Here is a 16,321-nt window from a genome sequence, read left to right as displayed (position 1 = left end):
AACTTGAATCAACTAGTCTTGTTACGTATTCCAAGCCCCCATAAGATGAAATCTATCTCTAAAATTGATATGATAGTGCTATTGTATGTTGTTTATTTTATCGTAAGGAGCGTTTTGAGTGAGGAATCCCCGTGTGTTGACTGAAGGTGCGCTTATGCTCGCCATCTTTACTGTGTTAATGTTATTGAGTTTATATGTTCCGTTCATTGGGACCCTAGCATTTTTTGTGCTGCCCCTTCCCCTTATTTTATTCAGTTCCAAATACTCGTTATGGAACTCTATCTACGTATTGATTGGATCACTTGGACTCTCATTTCTGTTCGGTGGCTTGGTCGCACTGCCGGTTGCCTTTATGGTCGCTACAACCGGAGTGGTCATTGGTTGGTGTGTGAAGGCTAAAGTGGATAAAATGAGACTCTTTTTTGCTGCGAGTCTTACACTGGTATTGAATATTGTGATTGGATTCGTCGTTTCAATTCAATTTTTTGGCGTTAATATGATTGAAGATAGCCTAAAGGAATCAAAGGCTGCATATTCTTCTATCTTTGAGACGCTTGGTCAGGAACCGGATAAGAAGCTGATCGATAGTCTGGAACGTTCGATTGATCTTGTTCAAACGTTAATTCCCACGTTGTTCGTTGGCATCTCCGTCGTTCTGGCATTGCTATTTATTGTGATCAACTTTCCGATAATGAAGCGTCTGGGAAGAGAGGTTCCGGTATTCAAACCATTCAGGGATTGGAAGCTTCCCAAGAGCATTCTTTGGTATTATTTACTTACCCTGGTGCTTTCCATGATCCTGCAACCGGAGAAAGGAACGTATGCTTATACTGCACTGATCAATGTCTTGTATGTTCTTCAGACATTAATGGCGGTTCAAGGGCTGTCATTCCTCTATTTCTTTGCCCATGTCAAAGGGTGGTCCAAAGGGATTTTGGTATTATTGACAATCATTTCGATTCCTCTTCTTTATCTCGTGCGAATTTTAGGTATAATTGACTTAGGGTTTGATCTAAGACAACGCCTACAACGCAAGTCATAGAAATTTAAGTTCCAGGAGCTGAAATCATGCCATCTTATTTTAATAAGCGAATGATCCGCTACCCGTTGTACGGACTAGCTATATTAACAGCTCTATTGTTAATATCGGTGGCCTTTTACCAATGGATCATTTCGTTAATAGGGTTGATTGTCTTTGGAATCGTGTATTTTCTCGCATTTTATTTCGAGAGAAGGTCTCATGACGAAACAGAGGAATATATCTCCACTCTATCTTATCGCGTAAAGCGGGTAGGGGAAGAAGCTCTTATGGAGATGCCGATTGGGATCATGTTGATCAATGATGAATATTACATAGAATGGACAAATCCTTTTCTGGCCTCATGTTTCAATGAAGATACAGTCGTTGGAAGATCGTTATACGATGTGGCGGAATCACTTGTCCCATTAATCAAGCAGGAAGTCGATTCTGAAATTGTGACGATTAATGAGAGAAAGTATCACGTCGTATTGAAGCTCAAAGAAAAATTGCTCTATTTCTTCGATGTCACAGAACAGAAGGAAATTGAAAAGCAATATCATGATGAACGCACAAATATTGGAATCATCTTTCTGGATAATTATGATGAATTGACCCAGGGGATGGATGACCAGACGAGAAGCAGCCTGAACAGCCTCGTGACATCCATTCTGAATAAGTGGGCAAAAGAATACGGTGTGTTTCTGAAGAGGGTATCTTCGGAGCGCTTTATCGCCGTCATAAACGAGAAGATCCTTCAGGTGCTGGAGAAAGAAAAGTTCGGCATCCTGGATGATGTAAGGGATACAACTTCAAAGCAGAATGTTCCCCTCACTTTAAGTATCGGTGTCGGGACAGGGGTTTCTTCCCTGCCTGAACTCGGGACACTCGCCCAATCAAGTCTGGACCTTGCCTTGGGTCGGGGTGGGGATCAGGTAGCCATCAAACAGACCAATGGAAAGGTTAAATTCTATGGCGGAAAAACCAATCCGATGGAAAAACGCACCCGCGTCCGGGCCAGAGTCATTTCCCATGCCTTGAAGGAAATCATGGTCGAGAGTGACAAAGTCATCATCATGGGTCATAAGCATCCCGATATGGACGCCATCGGAGCGGCCATCGGGATACGGAAAGTGGCTCAGATGAACCAACGGGAAGGGTACGTCGTCCTGAACTTTAATGAAATCGACAACGGTGTGAAACGTTTGATGAAGGAAATCAAAGCAAACTCGGACCTCCATCCACGCTTTATCACGCCTGAGGAAGCACTTGAGATGGCAACGGATGATACGCTGCTCGTCGTGGTCGATACCCATAAGCCTTCCTTGGTCATTGAAGAAAAACTGTTAAATAAAGTCGATAAAGTCGTTGTCATCGACCATCATCGCCGCGGAGAAGATTTCATTAAAAATCCACTCCTTGTTTATATGGAACCTTATGCTTCATCCACGGCAGAGCTTGTGACAGAGTTGCTGGAGTATCAGCCGAAGCATGAGAAAATCACGATGTTGGAAGCCACCTCCCTCCTGGCAGGGATCATTGTCGATACGAAGAGCTTTACGCTCAGGACGGGATCGAGAACATTTGATGCTGCATCGTATTTGCGGGCACAGGGAGCTGACACGGTGCTCGTCCAGAAGTTTTTGAAAGAAGATGTCGATACGTACATCAAGCGTTCCCGTTTAATAGAGTCGGTCAAGTTCCACCGTGAAGGAGTCGCGATTGCGAAAGCGGAGGAAGATGTCATATATGATCCAGTCCTCATTGCCCAAGCAGCAGACACCTTATTGACCATGGATGAAGTCATTGCTTCCTTCGTCATTTCGAAGCGGGATCCTGAAACAGTCGGGATCAGTGCCCGATCTCTCGGGGATGTCAATGTACAGATCATCATGGAAAACCTGAACGGTGGAGGTCATTTAACGAATGCCGCCACTCAAATTAAGCATGTATCCGTCCTGGAAGCGGAAGAACAGCTGAAAGAAGCATTAAATGATTATTTTGAAGGGAGAAAAGAGATATGAAAGTCATTTTCTTGAAAGACGTAAAAGGTAAAGGAAAAAAAGGCGAAGTGAAGAACGTAGCGGACGGCTATGCGCATAACTTCTTATTGAAAAAGGGACTGGCAGTCGAAGCAACGAACGCTAATATGGGGCAACTTGAGGGTCAAAAGAAGAAAGAAAAACAGATCGCTCAGGAAGAATTGGAAGAAGCAAAGAAATTGAAGACGACGCTGGAAGATATCACTGTCGAAATGAAAGCAAAGTCTGGTGAAGGCGGCCGTTTGTTCGGATCTATCACGAGCAAGCAAATCGCCGATGAGTTGAAAAAGGCTCATGACATCAAAATCGATAAACGAAAAATCGAAATGAACGACGCCATCCGTGCCCTTGGTTACACGAACGTTCCTGTGAAACTGCATACGGATGTGTCAGCTACATTAAAGGTACACGTAACGGAAGAATAATCTTCCTTCTGGAATATACGAAATTTGGTAACTTCATTTTTCGAAAAACATGTTAAAATGAATATAGTTTGATATGAAATGTGATCTGGATATTATCCTGATCACATTTTTTCGGTAGAATACCATTCTTTTTTTATATAGATAATGAAAGTCAGGATCTGTGGGCAACGCTCACTAGATCGTAAGGGAGGCTTGAGCATAGATGAATGAAATGTTTCAGGACCGGGTTCCTCCTCAGAATATTGAGGCTGAACAAGCGGTATTAGGGGCTATTTTCTTAGAACCCAGTGCATTGACGACTACATCGGAAATATTGATTCCCGAGGATTTCTATCGTCATTCTCACCAGCGGATATACAATGTCATGCTGAATCTGGGGGACGGCGGGAAAGCCGTCGATTTGATTACGGTGACAGAGGAACTTGCCGCAGCAAAGGAACTTGAGGATGTTGGAGGGGTCGCTTACTTGAGTGAGCTTGCTGCTTCCGTTCCTACTGCTGCCAATATTGAATACTACGCAAAGATTGTGGAAGAGAAATCCCTGCTTCGCAGGTTGATTCGAACAGCTACAGATATTGCTTCTGATGGCTATGCCCGGGAAGATGAAGTGGATAGCCTGTTGAGCGAAGCGGAAAAAAACATCATGGAAGTGGCTCAGCGTAAAAATGCAGGGGCATTCCATAATATTAAAGATGTACTTGTGCGAACGTATGATAATATCGAAACCCTTACGAATCGTAAAGGTGATGTTACAGGTATTTCAACTGGATTCGCCGATCTTGACCATATGACGGCAGGTTTCCAGCGAAATGACTTGATCATTGTGGGAGCACGTCCTTCCATGGGTAAGACAGCCTTTGCTTTGAACATTGCTCAAAACGTTGCCGTAAAGGCGAAAGAAAATGTGGCCATTTTCTCTCTGGAGATGGGGGCAGAACAGCTCGTCATGCGTATGCTCTGTGCAGAAGGCAACATCAATGCGCAGAATCTCCGTACAGGTGATTTAACAGATGAAGACTGGAGAAAGCTGACCATGGCCATGGGAAGCCTCTCCAATGCCGGTATTTATATTGACGATACGCCGGGTATTAAAGTAGGAGAAATTCGTTCCAAATGCCGTCGCCTTGCCCAAGAACACGGCCTTGGTATGATCCTCATCGACTACTTGCAGTTGATCCAGGGAAGTGGCCGCTCCGGAGAGAACCGTCAGCAGGAGGTTTCTGAAATCTCCCGTTCCCTGAAAGGACTGGCCCGTGAACTGCAGGTACCCGTCATTGCCTTATCCCAGCTCTCCCGTGGAGTGGAGCAGCGTCAGGATAAGCGTCCAATGATGTCCGATATCCGTGAATCCGGAAGTATCGAGCAGGATGCGGATATCGTAGCCTTCTTATACCGTGAAGATTACTATGACAAAGAAGCGGAGAATAAGAATATTATCGAAATCATCATTGCCAAACAGCGTAACGGTCCTGTCGGAAACGTATCCTTGGCGTTCGTGAAAGAATATAATAAATTCGTTAATCTCGAGCGGCGCTTTGACGACGCTCCTGCGTAACAGAAAAAATCCAAGCTACTCGGCTTGGATTTTTTTGTCGTTATAGAATGGTTGCGTGCTGATGGGCGTGGAGTCGGGTAAAGATACCGTCTTCTTTGGACAGAAGTTCTTCATGAGTACCGTCTTCCGCAATCCCGTTTTCAGTGACGACCAATATCCGGTCCGCTTTTCGGATCGTTGCCAGTCGGTGTGCGATGACAAGGGTCGTTCGTTCTTTTGCTAATTCATTCAGTGCTTCCTGGATGATAGCTTCGGTTTCTGTATCCAGTGCAGAGGTAGCTTCATCAAGGATCAATATTCTCGGGTTCTTAAGGAACATGCGTGCAATGGACAAGCGCTGCTTTTGTCCGCCTGACAGCTTCAATCCCCTCTCCCCGATCTGTGTGTCATATCCATTCGGCAGGGATGCTATCAGATCCGTCAAATGGGCACGCCTCGACGCTTCCTCAATCTCCTCTTGTGTCGCATCAAGCTTCCCATAGGCAATATTTTCACGGAGCGTCCCCGTGAATAAGAAGACATCTTGCTGAACGATCCCGATTTGGGAACGAAGGGATTCCTTCGTCATCTCACGGATATCGATCCCATCTATGGTGATGGCTCCTCTTTCAATATCATAGAAGCGTGGAATCAAAGAGCAAATCGTTGTCTTTCCGGCCCCGGAAGGTCCAACAAAGGCAACGGTCTGTCCTGATTGAATCGTAAAGGATAAATCCTGTAGAATCGGCCGTTCAGATTCGTATCCAAAGGTGACGTCTTTAAATGCAATATCGCCTCTCAAAGTGGAAACTTCAACTGCGTGGGGGCGGTTTTCAATATCCGGCTCCATGTCCATAAGCTCAGTGAACCGTTTAAAGCCTGCCATCCCCTTCGGATAAAGCTCCAATAAAGCAGAAATCTTGTCAATTGGTTTAAACAGGACGTTGATATAAAGAATGAAGGCGACGAGTTCACCATACGAAAGAACCCCGGAGAAGCTTAACCACGCCCCATATACTAAAATAATCAGAGTCATCAAGCGGGTCGTTATATAAATACCGGATAAATTCACGCTCATCACGTTATAAGCCTTCAACTTGGACTTACGAAAGAATTGATTATTTTCGTTGAAGCGTTCCATTTCAAAGGATTCATTCGTAAAGGATTGTACCACCCTTGCCCCAGACACGCTGTCTTCAACGCGGCTGTTGACGTCTGCTATGTTTCCATACATCTTTGTCCAGGCAGCGTTCATTTTAATATTTGAATACGAAATCAACCAGACCAGAAACGGAACGATGATGATGGCTACTAACGCAAGCTCCATGTTGATCGAGAGCATGATCCAAAATGCCCCGATAAAGGTCATGACCGCAATGAACAAGTCTTCAGGACCGTGGTGGGCAAGCTCCCCGATATCCATCAGGTCGTTTGTCACCCGGCTCATGATATGACCCGTTTTCGTATTGTCAAAGAAGCGGAAAGACTGTCGTTGTACATGCTGAAACAGCTCCCGCCTCATATCGGTCTCGATATTGATCCCGAGCTTATGCCCCCAGTAGTTCACCACGAACTGCATGCTCGAACTGAGCAGATACAGAACCAAAAGGCCAGCCGAAACTGCCAGGATGGTGCTCCAATTTCCCTCGGGCAACAGGGAATCAATAAACCATGAAACAGCTATGGGAAATCCCAGTTCCAAAAGACCTACCAACACCGCACACGCAAAATCAATATAAAAAAGCCGTCGGTGTGGCCGGTAATAACTGAAAAATCGTCTAATCATATCATCGTCACCTCAGTATTAAATTGTATGTAAAATTCAAAATGCTTATTTTAGATTAGCAAAATATTGTATATTGCGCTATATAATCTGACTGAACATGCCCTAATCTTATTTTAAAAAGGATAGTGGTCGGTTGATTTCCGCTGCAGGTGCTCGCTTTCCGCGGGGCGTGAGTTGAGCCTCCTCGGGCTTCGCCCTGCGGGGTCTCAACTTTCACGCATTTCCCGCAGGAGTCGAGCACCTTCCGCTCCAATCAACTTTCTAAGCATCAGTTTCTAAGTAAAGACTTTTATCAATACAAAATACATTAAAATAGCATCATTTTCTAAAGTTGGGCAGTTATTTTACTGAAATCACTATAAATGGATTACTAAACACCTTCAGACTATGATCATGCTTAGTGAGATCTGTTCAAATTTTCATTTATAAGATTGTCAGGGGATTTGCGAGACTCCTGCGGAAAACGGGCGAGTCAAGACCCCGGAGCGAAGCGAGGAGGCTTGGCCGAACGTCCGCGGAAAGGGAGTGAATCCCCTGACAATCAAGAATACGCTAATTGAACAGAGCCAGAGGAATACTAAGGGTTTTTGGGTAGGAAGTCCAATATTATACGAACATAAATATAATTACCTATAAAAACGTTCGTGTTTTAATTGACTTTCACTTTCGGTGTTGATAAAATGAGTTTGTTTGATAAAAGAGGGAATACTAATTCCCGTCGGAGGTGCTTAATATGTCTTCAGTAGTAGTAGTAGGTACACAATGGGGAGACGAAGGAAAAGGAAAGATCACTGACTTCCTTTCTGAACATGCAGAGGTTATCGCGCGTTACCAAGGTGGGAACAACGCGGGTCACACCATTAAGTTTGACGGTGAAACATATAAATTACATTTAATTCCATCAGGTATTTTTTATAACGAAAAAACATCCGTAATCGGTAATGGGATGGTTGTTGATCCTAAAGCTCTTGTGAAAGAGTTGAAGTATCTTCACGACCGCGATGTGAAAACAGACAACCTTAGAATCAGTAACCGTGCACATGTGATTCTTCCATACCACTTAAAACTGGATGAAATCGATGAAGAACGTAAAGGTGCCAACAAAATCGGTACAACGAAAAAAGGAATCGGTCCTGCTTATATGGATAAAGCAGCACGTGTCGGAATCCGTATTGCAGATCTTCTGGATCGTCAATCTTTCGAAGAAAAGCTTGCTCGTAACCTGGAAGAGAAAAACCGCCTTTTTGAAAAATTCTATGAAACAGAAGGCTTCAACATTGAAGACATCCTTGATGAATACTATGAGTACGGCCAACAAATCAAGCACTATGTTGTCGATACATCCGTTGTCTTAAACGATGCGATCGATAATGGTCGCCGCGTTCTATTCGAAGGAGCTCAAGGGGTTATGCTTGATATCGATCAAGGTACATACCCGTTTGTTACATCTTCAAATCCTGTAGCCGGTGGAGTGACGATCGGTTCTGGAGTAGGCCCTACAAAGATCAACCACGTAGTCGGAGTATCAAAAGCATACACTACACGTGTAGGGGACGGACCTTTCCCAACGGAACTGACGAACGAAATCGGAGATCAGATCCGTGAAGTGGGCCGTGAGTATGGTACAACGACTGGACGACCTCGCCGAGTCGGCTGGTTCGACAGTGTCGTTGTTCGCCACGCACGCCGTGTCAGCGGGTTAACGGATCTTTCATTGAACTCCATTGATGTCTTAACTGGTATCGAAACATTGAAAATCTGCGTTGCTTACAAGTACAAAGGTGAAGTCATGGAAGAATTCCCTGCTAACCTGAACATCCTTGCTGATTGTGAGCCTGTGTATGAAGAGCTTCCAGGCTGGACGGAAGACATCACAGGATGCAAGACGCTAACGGATCTTCCTGAAAACGCACGTCACTATCTAGAGCGCGTTTCCCAATTAACAGGAATCCCTCTTTCCATCTTCTCAGTAGGCCCAGATCGCTCTCAAACGAATGTCGTTCGCAGCGTATGGAGCCCGAATTAATAAATGAAAAACTCTCAGCCTTTCTAGGCTGAGAGTTTTTTTATTGGTTCAATTGTTCATACACACGGTCATGGCATACAACATAGAGAGTATCGTCCGGCTGAAGCTCCCTGTTCATGGCATCGCTGAAATCCATATTATCATTCACCGCAAGAAGAATGGCCCCTTTTTCCAGAAGTTCTTCAGAGGCTTGTTTGATCGTCTTCCAATGATCCTTTACGCTGAATTCGTGAATATTGTTGCCGTACCGTTTACTCAAGAGCTGCCTGAATAAAGTCGTCGTACCAGGATGTAGGGTGGCTTTCGCCATAAGCAGAGAAACGGAATCATTCGATAAAATGAAATCTTCGACGGCGATATGCTGGAACTTAGGAATATGTCGGTCTTCCGACACTTCCACAATCGTATGTACCTCCCGTTGATGCGTTTTTGATAAGCCTTCGACGGCAGACGCAATCAACAAGGTTTTACCATCCACCAGGGAAGGATCCTCGATTTTGGAATCGGAAAAGATGGCGACCCGTTTAGCCTCGAAGATATTGGCCTTCAGTAACACCTTCTCATCAGAGGGATCACCCTGGATGAAATGGACCTGCTCATGCTCAATCGGAGTGATGGGAAGCATATCGATGAGGACAATTTCAGCATCGGGAACATGGGCAAGAATTTCTTCGATGGCCCTTTCCGTTTTCTTTGACCAATTGATATAAATATAATGATCTTCATATGTATACACTAACTTTCCCTCCCTTTTGAATTTCTGAAATGTGGTAATGGAATCGACGGTTTTACTGATCAAAACCCCGATGATCCCGATCCCGAAGATGAAGAGGAAGATTCCAAGCATCCTTCCTCCAACCGACACCGGAAAGTAATCGCCATACCCGACCGTCGTCAAGGTCGTCATCGTCCACCAGAATCCGTCAAACAGAGATGGAAATGTTTCAGGTTCCAAAAAATGACTGCCAAAGGTTCCAAACAGGACGATAATCAGTGATAATAGAAGAATGAAACCGAAGTCCATCTTCGTGATTTGCTTCCAAATCCTTTGGAAAATAATCATACATACCCTCCTTATTTAAAAATCATAGTTCAATCATACCAATGAACTTCTGGGAATTGAAACCTTTTCCTCATTGGTTCGTATAGTTTAGAGAAATCATTGTAGGAGGCTGCCAATAGATGAAAGAACCATTATTAGAGTACCGATTAAGAAAAGGAAACGACTCCTATGAACCGATCTATCACTACCCCGATATTGAGCTCGAACAAATCCTCGCAAGAAGGGAATGTGAGTTCTTCGTAAAAGAAGGGGTCACCTACAGACAGTTATCCTCTTCCATAGAAGGGAACATATTCGTCATTTACGTGGAAACATTTGAGGAGGAACCACTTAAGGATCCTCTATTTCCCCCTGAGCGATTGGTATTGGAGATTCGCGAACTGAACCATCGAAAAAATAATCCTATCTTGAAAATAGAACATCATGACTATCACCTTGATATTCTAAGCGTCATCGGCTCTGTTTATTATTATATAGACGGGGTTGAATGGGAACGCGACTCTGCTGAAATCGATGAGGATCGCTATGTGTATATACTTTATGTAAAGGCAACGGGATATAAGCTGGAGGAGGAAAGAAAATGAATAAAACGAAAAAAATGATGGCGGGAGTAGCCGCCTCGGTCATGGCGATATCGGTGAGTGGCTGCGGTAATCAGGACCTTCCACCGGAACCGACGGATGTAGACTGTGACGACTGGGATTGGGATGACGACAGCGGCACGTATTATTGCGATGACGACAGGTCCTCTCACTTCGGCTACTATTATTTTGCCGGAAAAATGTTTAAAAACAAATCGGCCCTAAAAAATTTCTCAAGTTATAAATCCTACTCCAAGAGTTATAAATCAGGAATCGGAAGCGGCTCTAAAGGTGGATTTGGAGGGTAATATGACAACCTCGCACAGTGAAAAAAGAAGAAACTTTTATAAAGATGTGCCCGAGTTCTGGCACGATTTATATAACATGGAATACGCCTTATTGGATATCCATCTGTTATCAAAAGATACGATTTTGAAGATTCATGAAGCATCCAAACTTGTGTACGCCATTTTTGACAAAACAGCGGACCTGCTGCGGGAGCTGGATGATGATACCCTATTAGAACTTGGATACCCTGAGGAATCCTTGTCATATATCAGGTATAAGCCCGTCCCTCAAGAATGTATCATCGGGAGATTTGATTTTGTCGTATCTGACGGGGATATAAAACTATTAGAATTTAATAGTGATACGCCAACATTCATCAAAGAACTCTATCATGTAAATGAAAAGGTATGTCAGTATTTCAATTGTCCGAATCCGAATGAAGGGATGGAAGCACAATTAGCCAAAGAATTGAAACGGGGTCTCTTATCATCCTGGAAATCCCTTCAAAGGGATGGAGAAGCAAAAATCGTCTTCACATCCCATTCTGATCACGAGGAAGATTACCTGACTACCAAATATATTCAAGCGCTTGCCGGAGTCCCTTCGGAATATGTCAGCCTGGATCAGCTGCAAATCCGTGACGATGGGGTGTATACTCCCGGTGGAGAGCGGATCGATGTATTATACCGACAAACCTATCCCATCGAGCATCTGGTCGATGATGAGGATCCCCTGACAAAAGAAAAGGTCGGTCAGGAACTGATGCAAATGGTATTGGAGAGAAAGCTCGCTGTCTTGAATCCTCCCTCCGCCTTTTTACTTCAATCAAAAGGAGTTCAGGCTCTCATCTGGGGTCTGCATGAAGAAGGAAGCGCATTTTTCACCGGAGAAGAACACGAGTGGATCGAACGTTACTTCCTCCCTACTTACCTTGATTCAGAACATTTCGAGGAAAACGGGATGACCTTCGTTCAGAAACCTGCATTCGGTCGTGAAGGAGATACCGTCAAAATCATGGAAGCGACAGGAAAGGTGCTGTTAGAAGATAAGAATGACACCTATAAGCTGACCCTGCCTGTCTATCAAAAGTTTTGCCCCCTTCCTGTCTCGGTCATCACAACCGATGAAGGGGAAAAAGAAGCAAGCCTCATGGTGGGGAGCTTCATCATCAACGGCCATCCAGGCGCCATTGGAATACGGGCCGGAAACGCCATCACCGATAACGAATCATACTTTCTGCCTGTCGGAATACAGGAGATATAAAAAGGAGAGAAACACATGCAAATCATAACAAGTGAAGCCTTACTCAGCTTTCTGGCCCATGTCGGAACAGGCCTTGGACTCATGATCCTAGGAATTACCGTCTTCGCCTTCACCACTAAGTTCTCAGAAGCGAAGTTAATCAAAGAAGGAAACATCGCGGTCGCCTTGAAACTATGGGGAAAAGCCATCGGACTCGCCATCGTCATCTACACCGTCTGGGCAAACAGCCTTAATCTACTGGATGCTTTCCTATGGGGCCTCATCGGAATCGTGACCCAGGTCATTGCCTACTGGATCATCGAATATGTCCTGACGCCACGTACAAGCTTGGCCAAGAAAGTGGAAGAAGGAAACATCGCCATCGGATTCAGCCTGTTCTCCGCGTCGATTGTCGTGGGATTGGTTGTGGCAGCTAGTTTGACTTATTGATATTAATTGGGATGGGGATCCGCTGCTTTGGTGGCGGGTCTTTTTTATGTAGTGTGGTGTAAGTTTGTTTTTGAAAATATATCTCCAGTTTTGAAAATAAAAGTGTGGTTTTTGATAATAAAATCTAATTTTTGAAAATAAAAGTTCAAGTTTTGAAAATAAACCTCTCTCTAACCGATTTTAGAGATTAAATATCTATAGAAAAAGCAGGATTTCCCTGAGAAAAGTAGAATATATTTAAAAAATCTGTATTGGAGTGATGAAATGATCAGTAAAGAACGTCCTTTTCCGATTAAAATTCAAAAGTTGGAAGTGCTACTTTTACGACTATTAGATACTCATCCTAAAACCACCTTTATTAAAGAAAACCTATCAAAAAGTCTTGCCGGTTATAATGGTGAAAAATCCATTGACTATTATTTAAGCCTCCTCCCCGAAAAATCCTTTTCTATACTGCATGACATACGCCTCTTCTCAAACGACCGATATTTCCAAATAGATACGATACTATTAACCAAAAGTTTTTTGCTTATATTAGAGGTGAAAAACCTAGCAGGATCGATAGAGTTTGATTCAATGTTTAATCAAATCATCCAGAAGAAGAACGGTGTTGAACTGGCGTTGCCGGATCCTATTATCCAAATCGGCATGCAAGAATCTCAATTTCGATCGTGGCTACGAGAGCATCAATTCCCATTAATCCCTATCCGCACTCTCATCGTAATCAGTAACTCTAATACCATTATTCGTTCCAATGATAAGAATGTTAGTCAGCAGGTCATACATGCTCCTATGCTACCTAAAAAGATCACTCAAATGAGCAGTGAATATAATGACACTGTTTTATTAGATAAAGAAATCAGAAGGATGATTAGGCTTATAAAAAAGTTTGATACCCCACTCAACCCCTCAATAATAAATCAATACAATATTTCCAAGGGAGATATCATTAATGGAGTAATTTGTGAAGTGTGTGGTTATCTTTCACTAGATAGAGTACATGGGTATTGGTACTGCCCTGCATGCCAAAAAAAATCAAAATCGGCCCACCTTAAAGCACTGGAGCATTACTATCTGCTATTCGGGGAAGAAATCACCGGGCAACAACTAAAAGAGTTTTTGATCATTTCCTCACCTTCCCTTGCGACGAGAATATTAAATGCCACAAGTGTAAGTTCCCGAGGAAACGGAAAAGGACGAGTCCACACTTTACCTCCAAATCATAAACAGCCCTAAATAGTTCCCTTCATATCGAATCTCCCAACAAATTATTCCCCAAGAAATAATTTTCGACAAAAAAAAACAAAAAAACTGTTGCCCTCGACAATCATACTGTGATAATATTAATTTCGTTGTCACGAAAGAGGCTTTGATCAAGCCTTCGCTTCGTGTTTATATATACTTAGAGAGCCATTAGCTCAGTTGGTAGAGCATCTGACTTTTAATCAGAGGGTCGAAGGTTCGAGTCCTTCATGGCTCACCATTTTTTCTTTTACATGGCCCATTGGTCAAGCGGTTAAGACACCGCCCTTTCACGGCGGTAACACGGGTTCGAATCCCGTATGGGTCATTTTTATTTCCTTATTGATAGATTGTTGGTTTACCAGATGTCACTTACGGAAATAGGATACATATAATAGTTATTTTTGCTAACGCAAAAAAAAATTGGTCCGGTAGTTCAGTTGGTTAGAATGCCTGCCTGTCACGCAGGAGGTCGCGGGTTCGAGTCCCGTCCGGACCGCCATTTTCCATTTGTTTAATGAGGTGGATGGTGGACATACATACAAAATACGGCTCAGTAGCTCAGTTGGTAGAGCACGGTGAATAATCTTCACCTGAGTAATCATCAGCGTACAGCTCGAGTTGCACCTTGGTTTGGCTTCCTGAGAGCTGGACGATGGACAACCACATTCTCTTTGAAGGGTGCATTCTTAAATACGGCTCAGTAGCTCAGTTGGTAGAGCAATGGACTGAAAATCCATGTGTCGGCGGTTCGATTCCGTCCTGAGCCATCTTACAAAAAGTACTGCGACGACTTTGACTCTCGTAGTACTTTTTTATTATGTGTTGTAACACTCGTGTAACATAAATCGCCAAATATCCTCTAATTTCTACCATCACTATTTCAATGGGGAATCCATCTTTAGACCCACTTAATTCCCATTATGACAGGGATCTTCGCCTAAAGTGCCAGTGAATATTTTCTGATAAATTATACAGTTGTATTACAATCACGATTCTGCGTCCCGGTTTTCGTCGAATTATGGTAAATTAGTAAAGTACGAATTTTATAGATTTTGACTAAATTAGGCTTAATGAACTACCGTTAACTGGGATTTTTGCTTTAGTTTATAGGAGGCAGGTCAATGAGTTTTGGAAAGAAGTTATCACCCATTTTAGAAAAACTTAATATTCGACATAGATCAAACCAATTTGTAAAAAGAGTTGGAATTACAACCCTCGCTATTTCTACATTAACGTTTTCTTCAGCTTCGGCATCTGCCGGGTCCGAAAAAGATTTGCAAACCATCTATCATGTTTACATGGGTGATGAGTATGTAGGAGCTGTTACGAGTCAGGAAGAAGTGAAGGACGTTTTAGGAGAAAAGCTTGAAAAGGCACAGAAAGAGTACAGTGATTATCAGGTAGATTTTAATGAAGAAGTAACGTACATACCTGAGAATGTATTTGAAGCGGTGAAAACAAATAATCAACAGGTGATTGAAAGTTTAAATCGTTCCGTATCCATCGAAGCGAATACGTATGCTTTGGTTGTCAATAATAAACCAGTTGCCTATTTGAAGGATGAAAAGGCAGCTGAAGAAGCACTTAAATCGTTAAAGCTTAACTATGTTTCTGACAAAGAGCTAAACGAATACGAAAAGAGAAAGAAGGATGCTACATCCACTTCTTTACCCGCATTGAAGGAAAATGAAACCCGTTTGTTGGATATTTCATTTAAAGAAAATGTAGAAATGAAGAAGTCACAAGTGAAACCGGAGGAGTTAAAGTCTCCGAAGGAAGCTGTAGAACTTCTTAAAAAAGGAACAGCGGAAGAGAAAAAGTATAAAGTCCAGGAAGGCGATGCGTTGAGTTCGATCGCTGCAGATCATTCGTTGACGACGGGGAAATTACTGGAGTTAAATGAAGATTTGAAAGAAGACGGAGCTCTAAAAATAGGTTCGGAATTGAATGTTACTGTATATGAGCCGCTAGTTCATGTTCTTGTTAAGAAGGAAGCGAATAAAATCGAAAAGATCGCCTATGAAAAAGAAGTCGAAGAAGACTCTTCAATGAATAAAGGCGATACGAAAGTGAAGCAGGAAGGTCAAGACGGAGAGAAATCCGTTACGTTTGTAACAACAGAGGTAAATGGTTCTCAAACCGATAAAAATGTAAAAGAAGAAAAAAAATTAAAAGATCCAGTGAAATATATCGTCATTAAGGGAACCAAAGCCACTCCATCAAGAGGGTCCGGAAGCTTTGCGTGGCCAACGAATGGCGGTTACATTTCCTCTAAGCAAGGGCCAAGATGGGGGAAAATGCATAAAGGAATCGATATTGCACGTCCAAATGATAAGACGATTAAATCCGTAGATAATGGAAGAGTCGTTTCAGCCGGATGGGACGATGGCGGTTACGGAAACAAAGTAGTGATTGATCATGGAAATGGATATAAGACTATTTATGCTCATCTGGATTCGATCTCTGTTTCTGCCGGTCAAACGGTATCACGAGGACAAAAACTCGGTATCATGGGGCAAACCGGTGAAGCAACCGGCGTTCACCTTCATATCGAAGTATATAAAAACGGATCGTTGATTAATCCACTGGATGTACTGTAATTTAATAGAGGAACTGAAACA

General features: G+C 43.0%; 13 protein-coding genes and 4 tRNA genes. 15 read left to right on the top strand and 2 right to left on the bottom strand.

Features of this window, described 5'->3' with window-relative positions; genetic code table 11:
* Positions 1–118: 118 nt before the first annotated feature.
* The 4 genes from ACIGG7_RS18935 to dnaB all read left to right on the top strand — a co-directional run bounded on the left by ACIGG7_RS18935 (position 119) and on the right by dnaB (position 5,040).
* On the top strand, positions 119–1,042 hold the full coding sequence (locus tag ACIGG7_RS18935; protein WP_397550656.1) for a YybS family protein: 924 nt from the start codon (positions 119–121) through the stop codon (positions 1,040–1,042).
* A 26-nt stretch (positions 1,043–1,068) separates the two neighbouring features.
* On the top strand, positions 1,069–3,042 hold the full coding sequence (locus ACIGG7_RS18930) for a DHH family phosphoesterase (RefSeq protein ID WP_224944408.1): 1,974 nt from the start codon (positions 1,069–1,071) through the stop codon (positions 3,040–3,042).
* The gene (gene rplI / locus ACIGG7_RS18925) at positions 3,039–3,485 is read left to right on the top strand and encodes a 50S ribosomal protein L9 (protein WP_224944406.1); all 447 of its coding nucleotides are present in this window, start codon (positions 3,039–3,041) and stop codon (positions 3,483–3,485) included. The genes ACIGG7_RS18930 and rplI overlap by 4 nt, the downstream gene beginning before the upstream one ends.
* 202 nt (positions 3,486–3,687) lie before the next feature.
* A complete protein-coding gene (gene dnaB / locus ACIGG7_RS18920) occupies positions 3,688–5,040 on the top strand; it encodes a replicative DNA helicase (protein ID WP_034764791.1) in 1,353 nt (450 codons plus the stop codon).
* 40 nt (positions 5,041–5,080) lie between these two features.
* Here dnaB and ACIGG7_RS18915 read toward each other — a convergent pair whose 3' ends face one another.
* Positions 5,081–6,805 carry an ABC transporter ATP-binding protein gene (locus ACIGG7_RS18915; protein ID WP_397550655.1) on the bottom strand — a complete coding sequence of 575 codons (1,725 nt, stop codon included), beginning with the start codon at positions 6,803–6,805 and terminating at the stop codon, positions 5,081–5,083.
* Between the two features lie 733 nt (positions 6,806–7,538).
* On the opposite strand from ACIGG7_RS18915, the gene ACIGG7_RS18910 reads away from it, so the two are divergent.
* Positions 7,539–8,831, top strand: a complete 1,293-nt coding sequence (locus ACIGG7_RS18910) for an adenylosuccinate synthase (protein ID WP_397550654.1) — start codon at positions 7,539–7,541, stop codon at positions 8,829–8,831.
* A gap of 40 nt (positions 8,832–8,871) precedes the next feature.
* Here the strand turns inward: ACIGG7_RS18910 and ACIGG7_RS18905 are convergent, their stop codons facing one another.
* Positions 8,872–9,894 (bottom strand): potassium channel family protein, encoded by a 1,023-nt coding sequence (locus tag ACIGG7_RS18905; protein WP_397550653.1) that lies wholly within the window; start codon positions 9,892–9,894, stop codon positions 8,872–8,874.
* 119 nt (positions 9,895–10,013) lie between these two features.
* Between ACIGG7_RS18905 and ACIGG7_RS18900 the strand changes: the two genes are divergently transcribed.
* The 10 genes from ACIGG7_RS18900 to ACIGG7_RS18855 all read left to right on the top strand — a co-directional run bounded on the left by ACIGG7_RS18900 (position 10,014) and on the right by ACIGG7_RS18855 (position 16,300).
* A complete protein-coding gene (locus ACIGG7_RS18900) occupies positions 10,014–10,478 on the top strand; it encodes a hypothetical protein (protein WP_397550652.1) in 465 nt (154 codons plus the stop codon).
* Positions 10,475–10,783 (top strand): hypothetical protein, encoded by a 309-nt coding sequence (locus ACIGG7_RS18895; RefSeq protein WP_224944401.1) that lies wholly within the window; start codon positions 10,475–10,477, stop codon positions 10,781–10,783. Before ACIGG7_RS18900 ends, ACIGG7_RS18895 begins: the two co-directional genes overlap by 4 nt.
* Before the next feature lies 1 nt (position 10,784).
* Positions 10,785–12,026, top strand: a complete 1,242-nt coding sequence (locus ACIGG7_RS18890; protein WP_397550651.1) for a glutathionylspermidine synthase family protein — start codon at positions 10,785–10,787, stop codon at positions 12,024–12,026.
* A gap of 15 nt (positions 12,027–12,041) precedes the next feature.
* Complete coding sequence (locus tag ACIGG7_RS18885) at positions 12,042–12,455, top strand: DUF350 domain-containing protein (RefSeq protein WP_224944398.1); 414 nt, start codon at positions 12,042–12,044, stop codon at positions 12,453–12,455.
* Between the two features lie 264 nt (positions 12,456–12,719).
* Positions 12,720–13,691 (top strand): nuclease-related domain-containing protein, encoded by a 972-nt coding sequence (locus ACIGG7_RS18880; protein ID WP_397550650.1) that lies wholly within the window; start codon positions 12,720–12,722, stop codon positions 13,689–13,691.
* Between the two features lie 171 nt (positions 13,692–13,862).
* Positions 13,863–13,938: transfer RNA gene (locus ACIGG7_RS18875), tRNA-Lys, on the top strand.
* Between the two features lie 15 nt (positions 13,939–13,953).
* A tRNA-Glu gene (locus tag ACIGG7_RS18870) sits at positions 13,954–14,025 on the top strand.
* A gap of 97 nt (positions 14,026–14,122) precedes the next feature.
* A tRNA-Asp gene (locus ACIGG7_RS18865) sits at positions 14,123–14,199 on the top strand.
* Between the two features lie 195 nt (positions 14,200–14,394).
* Positions 14,395–14,467: transfer RNA gene (locus tag ACIGG7_RS18860), tRNA-Phe, on the top strand.
* 354 nt (positions 14,468–14,821) lie between these two features.
* Complete coding sequence (locus ACIGG7_RS18855) at positions 14,822–16,300, top strand: peptidoglycan DD-metalloendopeptidase family protein (protein WP_397550649.1); 1,479 nt, start codon at positions 14,822–14,824, stop codon at positions 16,298–16,300.
* Positions 16,301–16,321 lie beyond the last annotated feature (21 nt).

The organism is Rossellomorea sp. NPDC077527, assembly GCF_044542955.1.
GTDB lineage: Bacteria > Bacillota > Bacilli > Bacillales > Bacillaceae_B > Rossellomorea > Rossellomorea aquimaris_E.
This window is presented reverse-complemented; position numbering and strand designations above follow the sequence as displayed.